Consider the following 16,926-nt stretch of genomic DNA (forward strand, 5'->3'; position numbering starts at 1 on the left):
AGCCTATGCGGTCGAGCGACGCCGAGGCGACGCCGGGTCCGCGCCGCGGGACGCGCTGCTACGCCTCGATGACGAGCGGCACGATCATGGGCCGACGTCGCAGCGACTGGTTGACCCAGCGGCCGATCGTGCGGCGCACGGTCTGCGACAGCGCGTGATTGTCGCGCACGCCCGCGGCGGCCGCCTCCTCGAGCGCCTTGGCGATCTTCGGCTTGACGGCCTCGAACACCGCGTCGTCCTCCGCGATGCCGCGCGCGTGGATCTCGGGCCCCGTGATGATCCGGCCCGTCGCGGCGTCGACCACGATGATGACCGACACGAAGCCCTCCTCGCCGAGCACGCGGCGATCCTTCAGGTCGGCGTCCGTGATCTCGCCGACCGTGGAGCCGTCGACGTAGACGAAGCCCAGGTCGAGCTGACCCACGATGCGCGCAACGCCGTCCTTGAGGTCGACGACCGCGCCGTTCTCCCCGAGGATCGTGCGCTCCTCCGCGATGCCCGTGTCCTGGGCGAGCTTGGCGTTCGCCATCAGGTGACGGTACTCGCCGTGCACCGGCAGCACGTTCTTGGGCTTGAGGATGTTGTAGCAGTAGAGCAGCTCGCCCGCCGCGGCGTGGCCGGACACGTGCACGCGCGCGTTCGACTTGTGCACGACGTTCGCGCCCAGCTTCGTGAGGCCGTCGATCACGCGGTAGATCGCGTTCTCGTTGCCGGGGATCTGGCTCGAGGCCAGGATCACGGTGTCGCCCTCGCCCGGCTCGATCGCGTGGTCGAGGTTCGCCATCCGACTCAGCACGGCCATGGGCTCGCCCTGCGATCCGGTCGACATGTAGACGATCTGGTTGTCCGGGATGTCCCGCGCCTTCTTGTAGTCGATCAGCACGTTCTCGGGCACGTTCAGGTACCCGAGGTCGGCCGCGATCGTCATGTTGCGCACCATGCTGCGACCGAGCAGCGCGACGCGGCGACCGTTCGCCGCCGCGGCGTCGAGCACCTGCTGCACGCGGTGCACGTGGCTCGAGAAGCTCGCGACGATCACGCGGCCCGGCGTCTTCGAGATGACCTGGTCGATCACGGGCCCGATCGCCCGCTCGGTCGGCGTGAAGCCCGGCACGTCGGCGTTGGTGGAGTCGGGCAGGAACAGGTCGACGCCCTCCTCGCCCAGGCGGGCGAAGGCGCGCAGGTCCGTGATGCGGCCGTCGAGCGGCAGCTGGTCCATCTTGAAGTCGCCCGTGTGCAGGACGAGGCCCGCGGGCGTGCGGATCGCGACCGCGAGCGCGTCCGGGATCGAGTGGTTCACGGCGACGAACTCGAGCGCGAACGGCCCGATGTCCCACTCCTCGTCCTCCTTGACCACGGTCAGGACGGGCTTGATGCGGTGCTCCTTGAGCTTCGCCTCGACGAGCGCGAGCGTGAGCGCAGAGCCGATCAGCGGGATGTCCTGTCGCAGCTTGAGCAGGTACGGCACCGCGCCGATGTGGTCCTCGTGGCCGTGGGTCAGGACCACGCCGACGATGTCGTCGAGGCGGTTCCTGATGGGCTCGAAGTCGGGCAGGATCAGGTCGACGCCCGGCTGGTGCTCCTCGGGGAAGAGCACGCCGCAGTCGACGACGAGGATCTTGCCGTCGAACTCGTAGATGGTCATGTTGCGACCGACCTCGCCGAGGCCGCCGAGCGGTGTGACGCGCAGCGCGCCGTTCTCGAGCGCGGGGGGATCGTAGACCGGAGTGGACATGGTCCGCCTTTCACGGGCGCGGCGCGAGGCGGCACCCGGTTTCGGGTCGCATGCCGAGTCGGGCATGCGACCTCGGTGTCGTGTTCTCTTGTGTGGGTGCGGCGTTCTCCGCCGCGGGGAATCGTGGGCCGACGTCGCGTCAGCGGGTGGTGCCGGCGATCTTCGGCAGTGCGCCGCCCGCGGCCGCGTTGCGGTCGGGGCGGAAGTTCGAGAGGTCGACGCCGGCGACATCCTTCACGAGGGCCAGCTCGTCCTCGATGATCGCGGCCTCCCACTCCTCCGGCCCGACGAGCGGCAGGCGCACGCGCGGGCTGGAGATGCGGCCGAGGCCGTGCAGGATGTACTTCGCCGACACCGTGCCCGGCACGTGCGTCATGACGGCGCGCACGAGCGGCTCGAGCTTCATGTGCTGCTCGGTCGCCGCGGCGAGATCGCCGCGGTTCACCGCGTCGACGATCATGCGGTACGGCGCCGCCGCGATGTTCGCGGTCACGCCGATCAGCCCCGATGCGCCGATCGCGAGGTGCGGCAGCACGTTCGCGTCGTCGCCCGAGAAGTACAGCAGGTCGGTTTGGTTCAGCACGCGGCTGACCTCGCTGAAGTCGCCCTTGGCGTCCTTGATCGCGAGGATGTTGGGGTGCTTCGCGAGCCGCAGGATCGTCTCGTATTTGATGGGGACGCCCGTGCGGCCCGGGATGTCGTAGAGGATGACCGGCAGGTCGGTGGAGTCCGCCACCAGCCGGAAGTGCGTCAGGATGCCCGCCTGCGTGGGCTTGTTGTAGTACGGCGTGACGATCATGATGCCGTCGGCGCCGGCCTTCTCGCTCTTGCGGTAGAGCTCGATCGCGTGCGCGGTCTCGTTGGATCCGCCGCCCGTGATGATCTTTGCGCGCCCCGCCGCGACGTCCTTGCCCACCTCGACGAGGCGCAGCTTCTCGGGGTCGGTGAGCGTCGAGGTCTCGCCCGTCGTGCCGGTCACGACGATGCCGTCGGCACCCGACGTGATGACGTCGTCGATGTGCTTCTCGACGGCGGGCCAGTCGACCTCGCCGTCGGCCGTCATCGGAGTGACGAGCGCGACGAGCACCTGTCCGAAGGGGTTGCCCGAGTGCGTCATGCTCCCCAGGCTATCGTCCCGCGCTCTCAGGCTCCTGCGGATCCCGCGCGCTCGAGCACCTCGAAGCGGTAGCGCGTGCCCGTGCGGCTCGTGTGCCACTGTCCGGGCGCGGGGTCGGCGCGACTGAGTCGCCAGGAGGCGTCGACCTCGGGCGCGAAGGCGTCGCCCTCGACGTCGACGTCGATGCGGGTGACCCAGAGCTCGTCGAGCAGCGGCATCGCCTGCCGGTAGATCTCGGCGCCGCCGATCACCCACACGTCGTCCCCCAGCTCACGGGCGCGGTGCAGCGCGTCATCGAGCGCATGCACGACCTCGGCGCCCGGTGCGTCGAACGACTCGTCGCGCGTGACCACCACGTTCGGCCGGCCCGGCAGCGGGCGGAACCGATCCGGAAAGGACTGCCACGTGCGCCTGCCCATCACGACGGGCGCACCGGTCGTGACCCGCTTGAAGTACGCCATGTCCTCCGGGAGGTCCCACGGCATGCCGCCGTCGGCGCCGATCGCGCCGTTGGCCGCCTGCGCCCAGATCGCGCGGACCGCCATCAGACCGCGACGGCCGCGCGGATCGGCGGGTGGTGCTGGTAGTCGTGCACCGCGAAGTCCTCGAACTCGTAGTCGAAGATCGACGCGGGCTTCCGGGTGATCTCGAGCGTCGGGTACGGGAACGGATCGCGCGAGAGCTGCTCGGCGACCTGATCGCGGTGGTTGTCGTAGATGTGCACGTCGCCGCCCGTCCACACGAACTCGCCCGGCTCCAGGCCCGTCTGCTGCGCCATCATCATGGTCAGCAGCGCGTACGACGCGATGTTGAAGGGCACACCCAAGAACATGTCCGCACTGCGCTGATAGAGCTGGCACGACAGCTTGCCGTCGGCGACGTAGAACTGGAAGAACGCGTGGCACGGCGGCAGCGCCATGTCGGGGATCTCGGCGGGGTTCCACGCCGAGACCACGATGCGGCGCGAATCGGGGTTGCTCTTCAGCAGGTCGACGGCCTGCTGGATCTGGTCGATCTGCTCGCCGCTCGGGGTGGGCCACGAGCGCCACTGCACGCCGTACACGGGCCCGAGCTCGCCGTCGGCGTCAGCCCACTCGTCCCAGATCGTCACTCCGCGCTCCTGCAGCCAGCGCACATTCGAGTCGCCGCGCAGGAACCACAGCAGCTCGAGCGCGACGGACTTGAAGTGCACGCGCTTGGTCGTGATCAGCGGGAAGCCCTGCGAGAGGTCGTAGCGCAGCTGCCGCCCGAACACGCTGGTCGTGCCGGTGCCCGTGCGGTCGTCCTTGTGCGTGCCGTGCGCGAGCACGTCGCGCAGCAGGTCTTCGTACGGTGTCGGGATCACGCGATCCAGGGTAGACCCGGCTTCGGACATCCGGATCAGGCGCGCGCGAACCGGGCCGCCGGGCGCGAGGACGTCGCCGCGCGCGTCGCGGACATCCCTGCCTGGGCAGTTCTGCCCTCGTTCACCGGACGGTCGTCCTCCGGTGACGCGGGGAGAGAAGCGTCGCGCGGGTGACGATCACTCCCCCGCAGCGCCGCCGGCACACGTCGCCCGCCGCGCTCATCGCCCTCTCCGCCGCGGCGTCGCTCATCGCCGCGCTCCTGCCCGCCGCGGCGTCCGCGACGACCGCGGTCACCGGCCACGGCTCCTCCCCGCGATCTGAGAAGACCGTCGTCCCCACGCTCGACGCGCGGGCGACGCTCTCGGCCGACTACCTCGCCGAGGGGCCGGCCTCCGGCGCGGCCGTGACGCCCGCGAACGGCCGCAGCGGACCGTTCGACGGCCAGGTCATTCCCGGCTTCTCCGCCATGCTCGACAACGGCGACGGCACCTTCTGGGCCCAGCCCGACAACGGATTCGGCGCGAAGGGGAACTCGGCCGACTTCCTGCTGCGCAACTACCTCGTCAAACCGGAGTGGCAGACCTCCCGGGGCGGCGCGGGCGAGATCGACATCCTGCGCCACATCTCCTACAACGACCGCAACGGCGTGCTCGACTTCGCGATCGTGAACGAGGACACCTCGGAGCGCCTGCTGACGGGCGCCGACTTCGACATCGAGTCGATCGTGCGGGCGAAGGACGGCACGTTCTGGGTCGGCGAGGAGTTCGGTCCGTTCCTGCTGCACTTCGACAAGAACGGCACGCTGCTCGAGAAGCCGTACCCGCTCGCCGGCGCCCAGTCGCCGCAGAATCCGTACCTCGGCGGCGCCCAGCCCACGGTCGCCGCGAGCCGCGGCTTCGAGGCCATGGCGGGGTCGCGAGACGGCCGCTATCTCTACCCCGTGCTCGAGGGCGCGTACCTGGCGGACACCGACCAGCGCCGCCGCGTGATCAACGAGTTCGACACCCGCAAGGGCCGCTACACGGGCCGCACGTGGTCGTACCAGACCGACATCACCCCGAACGTGATCGGCGACGCGTTCACGACGCGCGACGGCAAGCTGCTGCTGATCGAGCGCGACGACTTCGAGGGCGACCAGTCGGTCATCAAGCGCGTGTACCAGGTCGACCTGCGCCAGCGCCCGGACCGCGAGGGCTTCCTGCACAAGACGCTCGTGCTGGACGCGCTGCGCGTCGACAACCCGCACGGCATCGACGAGGGCGAGGGCTACGGCCTGGGCGAGACGTACGCGCTTCCGGTGCAGTCGTTCGAGACGGTGCTGCAGCTGCGCGACGGCCGGCTGCTGATCGGCAACGACAACAACTACCCCGGCAACGATGCGCGCAACACCGGCACGCCGGACGACACCGAGTTCGCGATCGTCGACCTGCAGCGCACGCGGGTGACCCCCGACGCCGTGACCGTCGTCGCCCACCGCGGCGCGAGCGGCTACCGCCCCGAGCACACGCTCGCCGCCTACGAGACCGCCATCACGCAGTGCGCCGAGTACATCGAGCCCGACGTCGTCGCGACGAAGGACGGCGTGCTCGTCGCCCGCCACGAGAACGAGATCGGCGGCACGACGGACGTGGCCGCGCACCCCGAGTTCGCCGACCGTCGCACGACCAAGACGATCGACGGCGTCCAGGTCACCGGGTGGTTCACGGAGGACTTCACGCTCGCCGAGCTGCGGACGCTGCGCGCCGAGGAGCGCCTGCCGCAGGTGCGCCCGCAGAGCGCGGCGTTCGACGGCCTTTATCCGATCCCGACGCTGGACGAGGTCATGGACCTCGCCCGGCACTCGAAGACCTGCGACGGCCGCCCCGTCGGCGTCTACCCGGAGACCAAGCACCCGACGTACTTCGACTCGATCGGCCTCTCGCTCGAGGAGCCGCTCGTGGTCGAGCTGCGCCGCAACGGCCTCGACGACCGCCGTGCACCGGTCATCCTGCAGAGCTTCGAGACGCGCAACCTCCGCGACCTGAACCGGATGACGAACGTGCCGCTCGCGCAGCTGATCAGCAACTCGGGAGCGCCGTACGACCTCGTCGCCGCCGGTGACCCCCGCACGTACGCCGACCTCGTGACCCGACGCGGCGTCGCCGAGATCGCGCGCTACGCCGACGGCATCGGCGCGGAGAAGAACGTGATCATCCCGCGCAATGCGGACGGCACGCTCGCCGAGCCGAGCAGCGTCGTCCGCGACGCGCACCGCGCAGGTCTGACGGTGCACGCCTGGACCTTCCGCGTCGAGAACCAGTTCCTCGCGGCCGACTTCCGCTCGGGCGCCGACCCGTACGCCCCCGGCGACCTGGCGGGCGAGATCCGCGCGTTCCTCGACACGGGCATCGACGGGTTCTTCACCGACAACCCGGACATCGGCGCCGCGACCGTCGCCGAGTAGCAGTGACAGGATCGGCCCGCTCTCCTCGCGAGGGCGGGCCGATCCGCGTGTTACGCCGGGTGTCCGCGCCGCTTACGCCGCGCGGGACGCCCGTTATCGTGGCGGCGTGGAACCGCTGACCGCGCTCGGGGTGCTCGGCGCCGTCGTGGGCGCCGCTGCGGTGCTGGGCCTCGTCCTGCGCCGGCGGGAAGGTCGCGTGCGCGCGGCCTCCCCCGGCGCCCGCGCGACGCCCGCGTCCCTCGACGTCGACCCGGCGACCTTCGGGGCGCGCGCCACGCTCGTGCAGTTCGGCACCGCGTACTGCACGCGCTGCCCGGCGACCAGACGCGTGCTCGGCGGCATCGCACATGCGAGGCACGGCGTCGCGCACGTCGATGTCGACCTCACCGACCGACCCGACCTCACCCGCCGCTTCGGTGTGCTGCAGACCCCGACGACGCTGATCGTCGACCCCGACGGCGCCGTGCGCGCCCGCATCGGCGGCTCCCCGCGCGCCCACGATGTGACACGCGAGCTCGACCGACTCCTGGAGGAGACCCATGTCTGACGCGCCCGCGCCCGCCCGCATCGACCCCCGCGGACCGCGCTTCGCGGCCGTCATCACCACCGCGCTGCTGCTCGTCGCGACGTATCTGTCGCTCGTCGGCATCTCGCCGCGTCTCGGCCAGGAGAGCGAAAGCTTCGGCTGGTTCGCCTACCAGCCGCTGGCAGACAGCGTGTACGTGCCGGGCACCGCGCCGCTCTGGCAGCGCATCGCCGACCCGGGCTTCCTCGCCGTCGCGATCGTCGCGGCGCTGTTCGCGTGGAGCGTCGTGTCGCCCCGCACGGCTCCGTGGGGCGTCGTGTTCCGCCGTCTCGTGCGCCCGCGCCTCGCTCCCCCGAGCGAGCTGGAGGATCCGCGACCGCCGCGTTTCGCGCAGGGCGTTGGTCTGTTCGTCACCGCGACGGGCCTCATCCTGCACGCGATCGGCGTGCCCTGGGCGCTGCCGATCGCCGCGGCGGCCGCCCTGATCGCGGCCTTCCTGAACGCCGCGTTCGGCTTCTGCCTCGGCTGCCAGATCTACCTGCTGCTGCAGCGCGCCGGCGTCGTCGGCCGCACGCGCGCTGCGTGACGCGGGTGTCCGGGCGCGCCCGGGCATGGGGCGGCTCGAGCGGGCATCCACGGCCCGAGCAGGCACGCCCGCGCATGCGGTCTCGCGGCGACGATGCCCCTCGGGATGGGCGCGGCCGGTGACGGGCGGCGCACCGGTCGATAGGCTGGCCGGACACCGCTCATCGCCGATTCGGAGGATGCCATGACCGTCACCAGCGAAGCCACCACCGCCTGGACAGGAAGCCTCGCCGAGGGATCCGGAACCGTCTCATTCGCGTCGGGCATCGGCTCCTTCCCCATCAACTGGAAGGCGCGCTCGGAAGGCTCCGAGTCCACGACCACGCCGGAGGAGCTCATCGGCGCCGCGCACGCGTCGTGCTTCAGCATGGCGCTGTCGCACGCGCTGAGCGAGAACGGCACGCCGCCCGAGAAGCTCGACACGACCGCCTCGGTGACGTTCAAGCCGGGCACCGGCATCACCGGCAGCCACCTCAACGTGAACGCCGTCGTGCCGGGTCTGGACGCGGAGAAGTTCCAGGAGATCGCCGAGGGCGCGAAGGCCGGCTGCCCGGTCTCGCAGGCGCTCGCGGGAATCGACATCACGCTGGAAGCAACGCTGGCCTGATGCACGTCGTCATCGGGGGCGCGTCCGGCCTGATCGGGCGCGCCCTCGTCGCGTCTCTGCACGAGCGCGGCGACCGCGTCACGCGGCTTGTGCGGCGAGAGTCGGCGGCCCCGGATGAGGTGCGCTGGCTCGACGGGTCGCCTCTCGACCCCGAAGTCGTGGCTGGAGCGGACGCCGTCGTCGGCCTGAACGGCGCCAGCATCGCACGCCTGCCGTGGACACGCTCCTACCGCAGCGAGCTGCTGTGGTCGCGCATCACCCCCACCCGCGCACTCGCCCGGGCGGTCGAGGCGCTGCCGCGCGGCGAGCGGCCGCACTTCGTCTCCGCGAGCGCCACTGGATTCTACGGATCGGGCCGAGAGCTGGAAGAGGATGCCCGACCCGGCAGCACGTTCCTCGCCTCGCTCTGCGTCGAATGGGAGCACGCCGCCCGGATCGCGGGCGAGCGCACCGCTCTGCTGCGCACCGCCCCGGTCCTGCACCCCGAGGCCGTGCTCAAGCCGCTCATCGCGCTCACGCGCGCCGGCGTCTCGGGCCCGCTCGGATCCGGCACCCAGTCCTGGCCCTGGATCTCGCTCGACGACGAGATAGCGGCGATCCTGCACGTGCTGGATCAGGGGCTCACCGGTCCGGTGAACCTCGCGGGGCCGACGCGGGCGACCGCGAACGACATCGGCTTCGCCCTCGCGCGTCGCCTGAACCGGCCCTATGTGCTGCGCGCGCCGACCTGGGCGATGCGCACCGCCTTGGGCGACGACTTCGCCGACGCGGTGCTGCTCACGGACGCGCACGTCGTACCCGCGGCGCTGTCGGCATCCGGCTTCACGTTCCGCCACCGGACGGCCGAGGACGCCATCGAGGCGGCCGTCCCGGCCTGACGCCGGTCAGCGCGCCGCGCTCAGCGTGTCTCGCTCAACGGGTCGCGCGCTCGTGGCGGATCGCCTCGCGCGCGGCCTGACGTGCCCGTCGGCGGTCGCCCGCCGCGTCGTACGCGAGGCTGAGGCGGAACCAGGCCTTCCAGTTCTCGGGATCGTTCTCGACCTCGGCGCGGTAGCGCGGGAAGACCGCGTCGCCCTCCGCGCGCGTCACCCGGCCGCTCGGCGTCGTGGCCACCACGTCGTCGGGCAGCCCGCCCTCGGTCTCGAGACGTCGCGCCAGCTGCTCGGCCCGGACGCCGAACCACAGCTCGCGTCCGAGCGCCCACGCGGCGATCACCGGCAGAACGAACAGCGCGACGCCCATCGCGATGCCGACGGGATCTCCCGTCTGGACGAGCTGCACCGCCCGCCATCCGACGAGCACGATGTACAGCGCGAGAAGCACGGCCATGACGGCCACGCCGATGCGTGCGCTCACGCGCTCGTCGCCTGCGCGACCTGGCCGGGCACGGACTCGTCCTTCACGGGGCGCCGCTCGGCGAGCCGGGGGGCGCCGATGCCGATGTCGATGAAGTTCTCGAGTCCGATCACGACACCGCGCACGTCGCCCGCATGCTGCAGCGCGACGCGGATGCCCGGCGCGTACGCCGCGGCCGGATCCGTCGTGTCGTGCACGATCGAGAGCGACTCGCCGGGGCCCGACAGGATCGTCTCCTGGCGAGCGATCACGCCGGGGCGGCGCAGCGAGTGCACAGGCACGCTCGCGACCTGCTGCCCGCGGGCGCGCTGATCCACATGCGGCGCCTGGACGGGCGTGCGGCGCGCCGTGGCGATCAGCTCGGCCGTGCGGACGGCGGTGCCGCTCGGCGAATCCACCTTCGTGTCACGGTGGGCCTCGACGATCTCCGCCGAGGGGAAGTGCGGTGCCGCCGCGGCGGCGATCGCGCTGCCGATCACGGAGCCGAGCGAGAAGTTCGGGACGAACACGGCACCGGTGCCCGAGGCCTCGACGAGCGGACGCACCAGGGCGATCCGCTCCGCCGACCATCCGCTGGTGCCGACGACGACGTTGATGCCGCGCTCGATCGCGGCCCGGACGACATCCACGCTGACCGCGGGGACGGACGCGTCGACCACGAGGTCGGCGCCGTCCAGCTCGGACAGGTCGCTGCGGGACGTGAGCACCGCCGAGACCTCGAACCCGTCGAGGCCCTCGATGACCTCGTGGATGATGCCGCCCAGCTTGCCGGTGCCGCCGACCAGGGCGATCCGTGTCGTCATGCGTCCATCCTAGTTTCCGGCGGTGCCATCGCCCGCGGAGGGTTGACAACCGGGGCGCTCATCCGGCTCTACGCTCGAAGGCGTGATGACGTTCCGCGCCGCCTCGCCCGCCGATCCCGACGCCCACGAGCTGATCGTCGAGTACTTCGCCGAACGCGCATCCGGGTTCCCGGGCGAGTACCGGCCCGTGCTGCCGGGGCCCGACGCGTTCCGCGCACCCGACGGCGTCCTGCTGCTCATCGAGCACACGGATCCCGAGGGGGACGCCACGCGCGGGCTGATCGGATGCGGCGCCATCCGCCGGATCGCGGACGGCCCGCTGGGAGCGCGTTACGAGATCAAGCACGTGTACACGCGCCCCGCCGCCCGCGGCCTGGGCGCCGGACGCCTGCTCATGGCCGAGCTCGAGCGCCAGGCACGGGCGTGGGGAGCACGGGAACTCGTGCTCGACACGCACCACACGCTCGAGGCCGCCGCCGCGCTCTACGCCCGCACGGGCTTCGCCCCCATCGAGCCCTACAACGACAACCCCAACGCGACGCGCTGGTACGGCAAGGCCCTGGTCTGAGCAAGGGCCTGCCCGCTTCTCAGGAGATGTCGCGTTCTCAGGAGCGCGAACGCGGATCCGGTCCTGAGAAGCGGGCATCTCCTGAGAACCGGCGATGAGAGTGGAGCGGAAGATGTCACACCTCCTGGCGGGAGCCACCGTCGTCCTCGGCGTCGTCGTCACGATCGCGGGCGGCGGCGCGATGGTCACGCACGGGATGATCGCGGACGAGACCGGCATCAGCGGATGGAATCCCTGGCTCTGGCTCATCCTCGTCGCAGGTGCGGCGACTCTGCTGGTCGGGGTGCTGCAACTCGCGGCCGTCCTCCGCGATCCGACCTCGTTCGCCGAAGCCCGGGATCCGGAGACGCCCGCACCGTCCTGACCGTCGTCAAGGCGTTCGCCGCGCTCTCCGCGCCCGGACTTCACTCGTATCGAGCTTCACCACAGTGGTCCGCGCGAGTCTCCCCGCGACGGTCACCTTCTTCGTCCGCAACAGCGCGGCGCAGAGAAGAGCGGCGGTCGCCCCGCTCGCGATGCCGATGCCGGGCTGAAGGACCGTGGCGATCCCGATGCTCACCACCGCGGCCACGGTGAGTCCAAACGCCATGCGGCCGCTGACGAACAATGCCATCACGGCGACGACGAGCGCGAGCAGGCAGACGAGCGCAGCAGGACCGAGGGAGCCGATCCAGTACTCGATGGGGTGCACGCCGGGCGGTGGGTAGACGAGGCGCTCGGAGCCGTACCAGGTCCATGCCAGGGTCCAGACGATGGGAAGCGCAGCGAGAACTGTGAACCACACTCGCGCTGAGCGGTCGGACCGAACCAACGCGGTGACGACGAGTCCGACGACTACGACCAACGCCGTCATCGTCACCAGTGTCAGTCCTGGCGCGAGGTAGCCAATGCCGTCGGAGCAGATCCAGCTGTAGGCAGCCTCAGGCCCGTCGGCGTACGCGTCGCAGCCGATGTGCAGTTGCTCGCGCAGCAGCCAGAGCGTCGCGGCGCCGAACACGAGCGACGTGAATCCGCCGCTGAAGATCAAGAGCGCGCCTCCGAGCTTCTGATCCAGCTGCGGCCACGCCGTGCCGGTTTTCGCGGAAGGCATGCGCTCACACTATGTCCGGCGAGCCGATACTCGTCCTGCACACGGACGCGGCAGCGCCGCCCGCTTCTCAGGAGATGTCGCGTTCTCAGGACCCGAGACGCGCATCCGCCCCTGAGAAGCCCCCCGACATCTCCTGAGAACGCGGCGACCGGTCAACGGACCCGCCCCGAGTCAGAAGGAGAGCTGGTCGGGCAGTCCGGTGCGCAGCTCGACCGGGAGGTGGGCGAGGTCGTTGTGGGTCAGGAGGGTCCAGGGGCGGCCCTGACGCTGGCTCAGCACCGTGAGGCCGCAGTTCGCCTGGTTGAGGGTCATCCAGCGCCACTCGGGAGCGCCGAGCACCTCGCGCACGAACCACGAGATGACGAAGTTGTGGGTGATGAGCAGCTCGTGCACGTCGCCCGTCCTGCGAGCCAGGAACTCGCCCACGGCGTCGGCCATCTGCGCCTTGCCCGCCTCGATCTCGGCCTCCGTGACGCCGCCGAAGAACGGCTCGAACGCCGCGGGTGTCTCGTCGGTCATGCCGGTCGGCACGCAGTCGAACAGGAGGGCGTGGGGCTCGGGCGTGACGGACGGGAGGCGCTCGGCGATGATCCGCGCCGTGTCGGTGGCCCGCACGAGCGGCGAGTGGCACACCCGCTCCAGCGGGATGCCCGAGAGCCGGTCGGCGATCAGCTCGGCCTGGCGTCGGCCCCGCGGGGAGAGCGGGCCGTCCTCCATGCCGTGCTCTGCATCCAGCTGCTCGCCGTGCCGGACGAGATAGATGTAGTGCGCCACAGTCTCACCCCGTCCTTCACCGCATCATGTTCGGATCGACCTCGGACCGAGCATGCGGCGCCGGAGCACCCGCGGTCCTCCCCCACACTACGTGACCGCGGCGGCACCGCCGGCAGGCGTGTGGCGAGCCGTCACAGCCGGTGGCCTATTCCGTCGCCTTGGTCAGGTCGGACAGGTGGGCCCGCGTGAGGCGCACCCCCACGCCCTGCACGAGCTCGTCGAGCTGCGCGGGCGAATAGGTGTTGACGATCGCCGCCGTCACCGACCGCTGCGCGAGCAGCCACGCGATCGCGATCGAGGCGTGCGGCACGGCGAGCTCGGCCGCGATGACGTCGAGCGCCTTCAGCACCCGCACGCCGCGGCGGTTGAGGCTGCCGGCGAGCTGGCGCCCGCGCGCGGAGGCCGCCACACCCTGCCGCGACCGGTGACGCCCCGACAGGAAGCCGTGCTCGAGCGCCTGCGAGGGTGTCACGGCGAGGGCCTGCGCGCCCGCCACGAGCCGCAGGTCGCCCTCGAACTCCTTCCGCCGCATCAGGTTGTACGGCACGTCGAGCGCCTCGATGCGCGGGTAGCCGGCGGAGGCCAGGATGCGCGCCTCGACCAGCTGCTCGGCCGTGAAGCCGTAGGCGCCGATGTGGCGCACCTTGCCCGTCTCGATGAGCCATTCCGCGGTCGCGAGGGCGTCCTCGACGGATCCGATGCGCTCGGCGGTCGCGTCGAGGTACAGCACGTCGATGCGGTCGGTGTCGAGCCGCAGCAGTGAGGCCTCGACCGCGCGGACGAGGTTCACCGAGCCCAGGCCCGGGTTGTCGGGATGACCGCCCACGCGCACCGCGAGCGTGATGTCGTCGCGCATGCGACGCCGGCGGATCCAGCGTCCGATGATGTGCTCGCTGCGCCCGGCTGCGAAGCTGTCGGCCGTGTGCACGGCGTTGCCGCCGATCCGGACGAAGTGGTCGAGCAGCGCGTCGGCGCGATCCTGATCGACCGTCCAGCCGAACTCCGCGCCGCCCAGCATCACGGGGAAGATGTCGATGCCCGTGTCGCCCAGGCGCTCGCGCACGAACGTCCCCACTCCGGGACCCAGCACGGGGATCGGAGCGGACGGATGCTCGCGCGGCGTGGCGGCGGCTTGAGTCAGCCCGCCTGCCTGCGCTTCATCCATGTTCCCCGCCCCTTCACGCGACCGTCCCGGGGAAGGGGACTCGCGTCACGCCCGCTGCCGACGTGTGCTTCGAGCGTATTGCAGGCCACGGACACCGCCGTGCACCGCGCCGTAACGTTCTCGTCACGCGAGGTGACGGGAAGCGGAACGGCCCGCCCGCCCCGAAGGGCGAGCGGGCCGTCGGACCTTCCGAGGCTCAGGCCTCGACGGCCTCCTCCGCGGGCGCGTCGCCCGCCGGGGTCTCGTCGATGACCGGCTCGAGCGCCATCTTGCCGCGGTCGTCGATCTCGGCGATGCGGACCAGGATCTTCTGACCCACCGAGACGACGTCCTCGATGCTCTCGACGCGCTTGCCGCCGTTGAGCTTGCGGATCTGCGTCACGTGCATGCGACCGTCCTTGCCCGGCAGCAGCGAGATGAACGCACCCGAGGGGATGATCTTCACGACCGTGCCGAGGAACTGCTCGCCGACCTCCGGGTTGGTGGGGTTGGCGATCGCGTTCACCTGCGCGCGGGCCGCCTCGGCCGAGGGGCCGTCGGTCGCGCCGATGTAGACGGTGCCGTCCTCCTCGATCGAGATCTGCGCGCCGGTCTCGTCCTGGATCGCGTTGATCGTCTTGCCCTTGGGGCCGATCAGCTCGCCGATCTTGTCGACCGGGATCTGCACGCTGATGACGCGCGGCGCGGTGGGCGCCATCTCGTCGGGAGCGTCGATCGCGGCGTTCAGGACCTCGAGGATGCGCGTGCGCGCGTCCTTCGCCTGCGTCAGCGCGCCGGCGAGCACCTCGGAGGGGATGCCGTCGAGCTTGGTGTCGAGCTGGATCGCCGTGATGAACTCGCTCGTGCCCGCGACCTTGAAGTCCATGTCGCCGAGGGCGTCCTCGGCGCCGAGGATGTCGGTCAGCGCGGCGTAGCGCGTCTGGCCGTCGACCTCGTCGGTGACGAGGCCCATCGCGATGCCGGCGACGGGCGCGCGCAGCGGCACACCCGCGTTCAGCAGCGACAGGGTCGAGGCGCACACGGAGCCCATCGACGTCGAGCCGTTGGAGCCCAGCGCCTCGGAGACCTGCCGGATCGCGTACGGGAACTCCTCGCGCGACGGCAGGACCGGCACGAGCGCGCGCTCGGCCAGGAAGCCGTGGCCGATCTCGCGACGCTTCGGGCTGCCCACGCGGCCGGTCTCACCGGTCGAGTAGGGCGGGAAGTTGTAGTGGTGCATGTACCGCTTGCTCGTCGTGGGCGACAGCGAGTCGATCTGCTGCTCCATCTTGAGCATGTTCAGCGTGGTGACGCCCATGATCTGCGTCTCGCCGCGCTGGAAGATCGCCGAGCCGTGGACGCGCGGGATGACCTGCACCTCGGCGTCGAGCGGACGGATGTCGGCGAGGCCGCGGCCGTCCATGCGCACGCCCTCGCTGAGGATGCGTCCGCGCACGATCTTCTTCGTGATCGACTTGTAGGCGGCGGCGAACTCGAGCGGCGCGGCGGCGGGCAGCTCGCCCGCCTCGACCTTCTCGACCAGCTCGGCCTTGACGCGGGCCTTGACCTCGTCGTCGGCGTTCTGGCGCTCCTGCTTGTCGGCGATCTGGTACACCTTCGCCAGGTCGTCGGAGGCCTTCTCGCTCACGAAGGCGAAGGTCTCCTCGCTGTAGGCGGGGAAGACCGGGAACTCCAGCGGCGCCTTCGTCGAGGCGGCGGCCATCTCGGCCTGCGCCGCGACGAGCTGCTTGATGAACGGCTTGGCCGCCTCGAGACCGCCGGCGACGATCTCCTCGTTCGGCTTGGTCGCGCCGGCCTTGATGAGGTTCCAGCTGTTCTCGGTGGCCTCGGCCTCGACCATCATGATCGCGACGTCGCCGTTGTCGAGGACGCGACCGGCGACCATCAGGTCGAACACGGCCGACTCGACCTGCTCGGCGTTCGGGAACGCGACCCACTGGTCGGCGTGCTCGCCGTGACCGGGGATGAGCGCGAGGCGCACACCCGCGATCGGGCCCGAGAACGGCAGACCCGAGATCTGGGTCGACGCCGACGCGGCGTTGATCGCGAGAGCGTCGTAGAACTCGCCCGGAGCGATCGAGAGCACCGTCACGACGATCTGGATCTCGTTGCGGAGGCCGTCGACGAACGACGGGCGCAGCGGACGGTCGATCAGGCGGCAGACGAGGATCGCCTCGGTCGAGGGGCGGCCCTCACGACGGAAGAACGAGCCGGGGATCTTGCCCGCGGCGTACGAGCGCTCCTCGACGTCCACCGTCAGGGGGAAGAAGTCGAAGCCCTCGCGGGGGTGCTTGCTGGCGCTGGTCGCCGAGAGGAGCATCGTCTCCTCGTCGAGGTACGCGGCGACCGCGCCCTGCGCCTGCTGCGCGAGGCGGCCGGTCTCGAAGCGGACGGTGCGGGTGCCGAAGCGGCCGTTGTCGAGAACGGCCTCGGCGGCGGTGATTTCAGGACCTTCCAAGAGGTCTCTCCTTCTGTTGGCCGCGCAGACACGCGGTGTTCCTTCTCGGCACGCGTCTGCACGGGTGGGCTCTTGTCTGTGCCCGCGATGCGGGACTCACGTCAGGAGCAGGGAACAGGCAGATATGGGCGCGCACACGTCCGATCGTGCGGGGCATCGATCACGCTCGCCTGCGCTGGCCACCAGGAGAAATCCACCAGACCGGATCCATCGGATCGTGCGCCTGGGAGACCACTTCAGGGGACCAGCTTCCTGCCAGCCTGCTCCTCTTGCGTATTCAGTTCGCGACATCCGCGGACGGACGTCCCCGCAAGCCTATCAGCGGGAGGCCGATCCGGTCAGGGTCTGTCGGC

At 70.9% G+C, this 16,926-nt stretch carries 17 protein-coding genes; 7 read left to right on the top strand and 10 right to left on the bottom strand.

Going from position 1 to position 16,926, the window contains the following annotated elements; genetic code table 11:
* Positions 1–58 precede the first annotated feature (58 nt).
* From BJP60_RS10595 to BJP60_RS10610, 4 genes are all read right to left on the bottom strand, one after another.
* Positions 59–1,735 (bottom strand): ribonuclease J, encoded by a 1,677-nt coding sequence (locus tag BJP60_RS10595; RefSeq protein WP_203135720.1) that lies wholly within the window; start codon positions 1,733–1,735, stop codon positions 59–61.
* A 139-nt stretch (positions 1,736–1,874) separates the two neighbouring features.
* On the bottom strand, positions 1,875–2,852 hold the full coding sequence (gene dapA, locus BJP60_RS10600) for a 4-hydroxy-tetrahydrodipicolinate synthase (protein WP_203135721.1): 978 nt from the start codon (positions 2,850–2,852) through the stop codon (positions 1,875–1,877).
* A 26-nt stretch (positions 2,853–2,878) separates the two neighbouring features.
* Positions 2,879–3,397 (bottom strand): dihydrofolate reductase, encoded by a 519-nt coding sequence (locus BJP60_RS10605; protein WP_203135722.1) that lies wholly within the window; start codon positions 3,395–3,397, stop codon positions 2,879–2,881.
* The gene (locus tag BJP60_RS10610) at positions 3,397–4,227 is read right to left on the bottom strand and encodes a thymidylate synthase (RefSeq protein WP_203135723.1); all 831 of its coding nucleotides are present in this window, start codon (positions 4,225–4,227) and stop codon (positions 3,397–3,399) included. The genes BJP60_RS10605 and BJP60_RS10610 overlap by 1 nt, the downstream gene beginning before the upstream one ends.
* A gap of 140 nt (positions 4,228–4,367) precedes the next feature.
* Between BJP60_RS10610 and BJP60_RS10615 the strand changes: the two genes are divergently transcribed.
* From BJP60_RS10615 to BJP60_RS10635, 5 genes are all read left to right on the top strand, one after another.
* Positions 4,368–6,641, top strand: a complete 2,274-nt coding sequence (locus tag BJP60_RS10615) for an esterase-like activity of phytase family protein (protein ID WP_238439391.1) — start codon at positions 4,368–4,370, stop codon at positions 6,639–6,641.
* A gap of 106 nt (positions 6,642–6,747) precedes the next feature.
* On the top strand, positions 6,748–7,188 hold the full coding sequence (locus BJP60_RS10620) for a TlpA family protein disulfide reductase (protein ID WP_203135724.1): 441 nt from the start codon (positions 6,748–6,750) through the stop codon (positions 7,186–7,188).
* Positions 7,181–7,753: a DUF4395 domain-containing protein gene (locus BJP60_RS10625; protein ID WP_203135725.1), complete on the top strand. Its 573-nt coding sequence runs from the start codon at positions 7,181–7,183 to the stop codon at positions 7,751–7,753. Before BJP60_RS10620 ends, BJP60_RS10625 begins: the two co-directional genes overlap by 8 nt.
* 183 nt (positions 7,754–7,936) lie before the next feature.
* Complete coding sequence (locus tag BJP60_RS10630) at positions 7,937–8,359, top strand: OsmC family peroxiredoxin (RefSeq protein WP_203135726.1); 423 nt, start codon at positions 7,937–7,939, stop codon at positions 8,357–8,359.
* Positions 8,359–9,237, top strand: a complete 879-nt coding sequence (locus tag BJP60_RS10635) for a TIGR01777 family oxidoreductase (RefSeq protein WP_203135727.1) — start codon at positions 8,359–8,361, stop codon at positions 9,235–9,237. The genes BJP60_RS10630 and BJP60_RS10635 overlap by 1 nt, the downstream gene beginning before the upstream one ends.
* A gap of 34 nt (positions 9,238–9,271) precedes the next feature.
* Here the strand turns inward: BJP60_RS10635 and BJP60_RS10640 are convergent, their stop codons facing one another.
* Positions 9,272–9,715 carry a hypothetical protein gene (locus BJP60_RS10640; protein WP_203135728.1) on the bottom strand — a complete coding sequence of 148 codons (444 nt, stop codon included), beginning with the start codon at positions 9,713–9,715 and terminating at the stop codon, positions 9,272–9,274.
* A complete protein-coding gene (gene dapB, locus BJP60_RS10645) occupies positions 9,712–10,518 on the bottom strand; it encodes a 4-hydroxy-tetrahydrodipicolinate reductase (RefSeq protein ID WP_203135729.1) in 807 nt (268 codons plus the stop codon). The genes BJP60_RS10640 and dapB overlap by 4 nt, the downstream gene beginning before the upstream one ends.
* 85 nt (positions 10,519–10,603) lie before the next feature.
* Here dapB and BJP60_RS10650 point away from each other — a divergent pair, with 85 nt between their 5' ends.
* Together BJP60_RS10650 and BJP60_RS10655 are read left to right on the top strand one after the other, a co-directional pair.
* Positions 10,604–11,086 carry a GNAT family N-acetyltransferase gene (locus tag BJP60_RS10650; protein ID WP_203139266.1) on the top strand — a complete coding sequence of 161 codons (483 nt, stop codon included), beginning with the start codon at positions 10,604–10,606 and terminating at the stop codon, positions 11,084–11,086.
* Positions 11,087–11,198: 112 nt separating this feature from the next.
* Positions 11,199–11,450: a hypothetical protein gene (locus tag BJP60_RS10655; protein WP_203135730.1), complete on the top strand. Its 252-nt coding sequence runs from the start codon at positions 11,199–11,201 to the stop codon at positions 11,448–11,450.
* Positions 11,451–11,456: 6 nt separating this feature from the next.
* Here the strand turns inward: BJP60_RS10655 and BJP60_RS10660 are convergent, their stop codons facing one another.
* The 4 genes from BJP60_RS10660 to BJP60_RS10675 all read right to left on the bottom strand — a co-directional run bounded on the left by BJP60_RS10660 (position 11,457) and on the right by BJP60_RS10675 (position 16,573).
* Complete coding sequence (locus tag BJP60_RS10660) at positions 11,457–12,176, bottom strand: hypothetical protein (RefSeq protein ID WP_203135731.1); 720 nt, start codon at positions 12,174–12,176, stop codon at positions 11,457–11,459.
* A gap of 171 nt (positions 12,177–12,347) precedes the next feature.
* A complete protein-coding gene (locus BJP60_RS10665) occupies positions 12,348–12,950 on the bottom strand; it encodes a histidine phosphatase family protein (protein WP_203135732.1) in 603 nt (200 codons plus the stop codon).
* A gap of 145 nt (positions 12,951–13,095) precedes the next feature.
* On the bottom strand, positions 13,096–14,115 hold the full coding sequence (locus BJP60_RS10670; protein WP_203135733.1) for an aldo/keto reductase: 1,020 nt from the start codon (positions 14,113–14,115) through the stop codon (positions 13,096–13,098).
* Positions 14,116–14,311: 196 nt separating this feature from the next.
* Entirely contained in the window at positions 14,312–16,573 is a 2,262-nt protein-coding gene (locus BJP60_RS10675) for a polyribonucleotide nucleotidyltransferase (RefSeq protein WP_203135734.1), read from the bottom strand.
* Positions 16,574–16,926 lie beyond the last annotated feature (353 nt).

The organism is Microbacterium sp. JZ31 (assembly GCF_016805985.1).
Classification (GTDB): domain Bacteria; phylum Actinomycetota; class Actinomycetes; order Actinomycetales; family Microbacteriaceae; genus Microbacterium.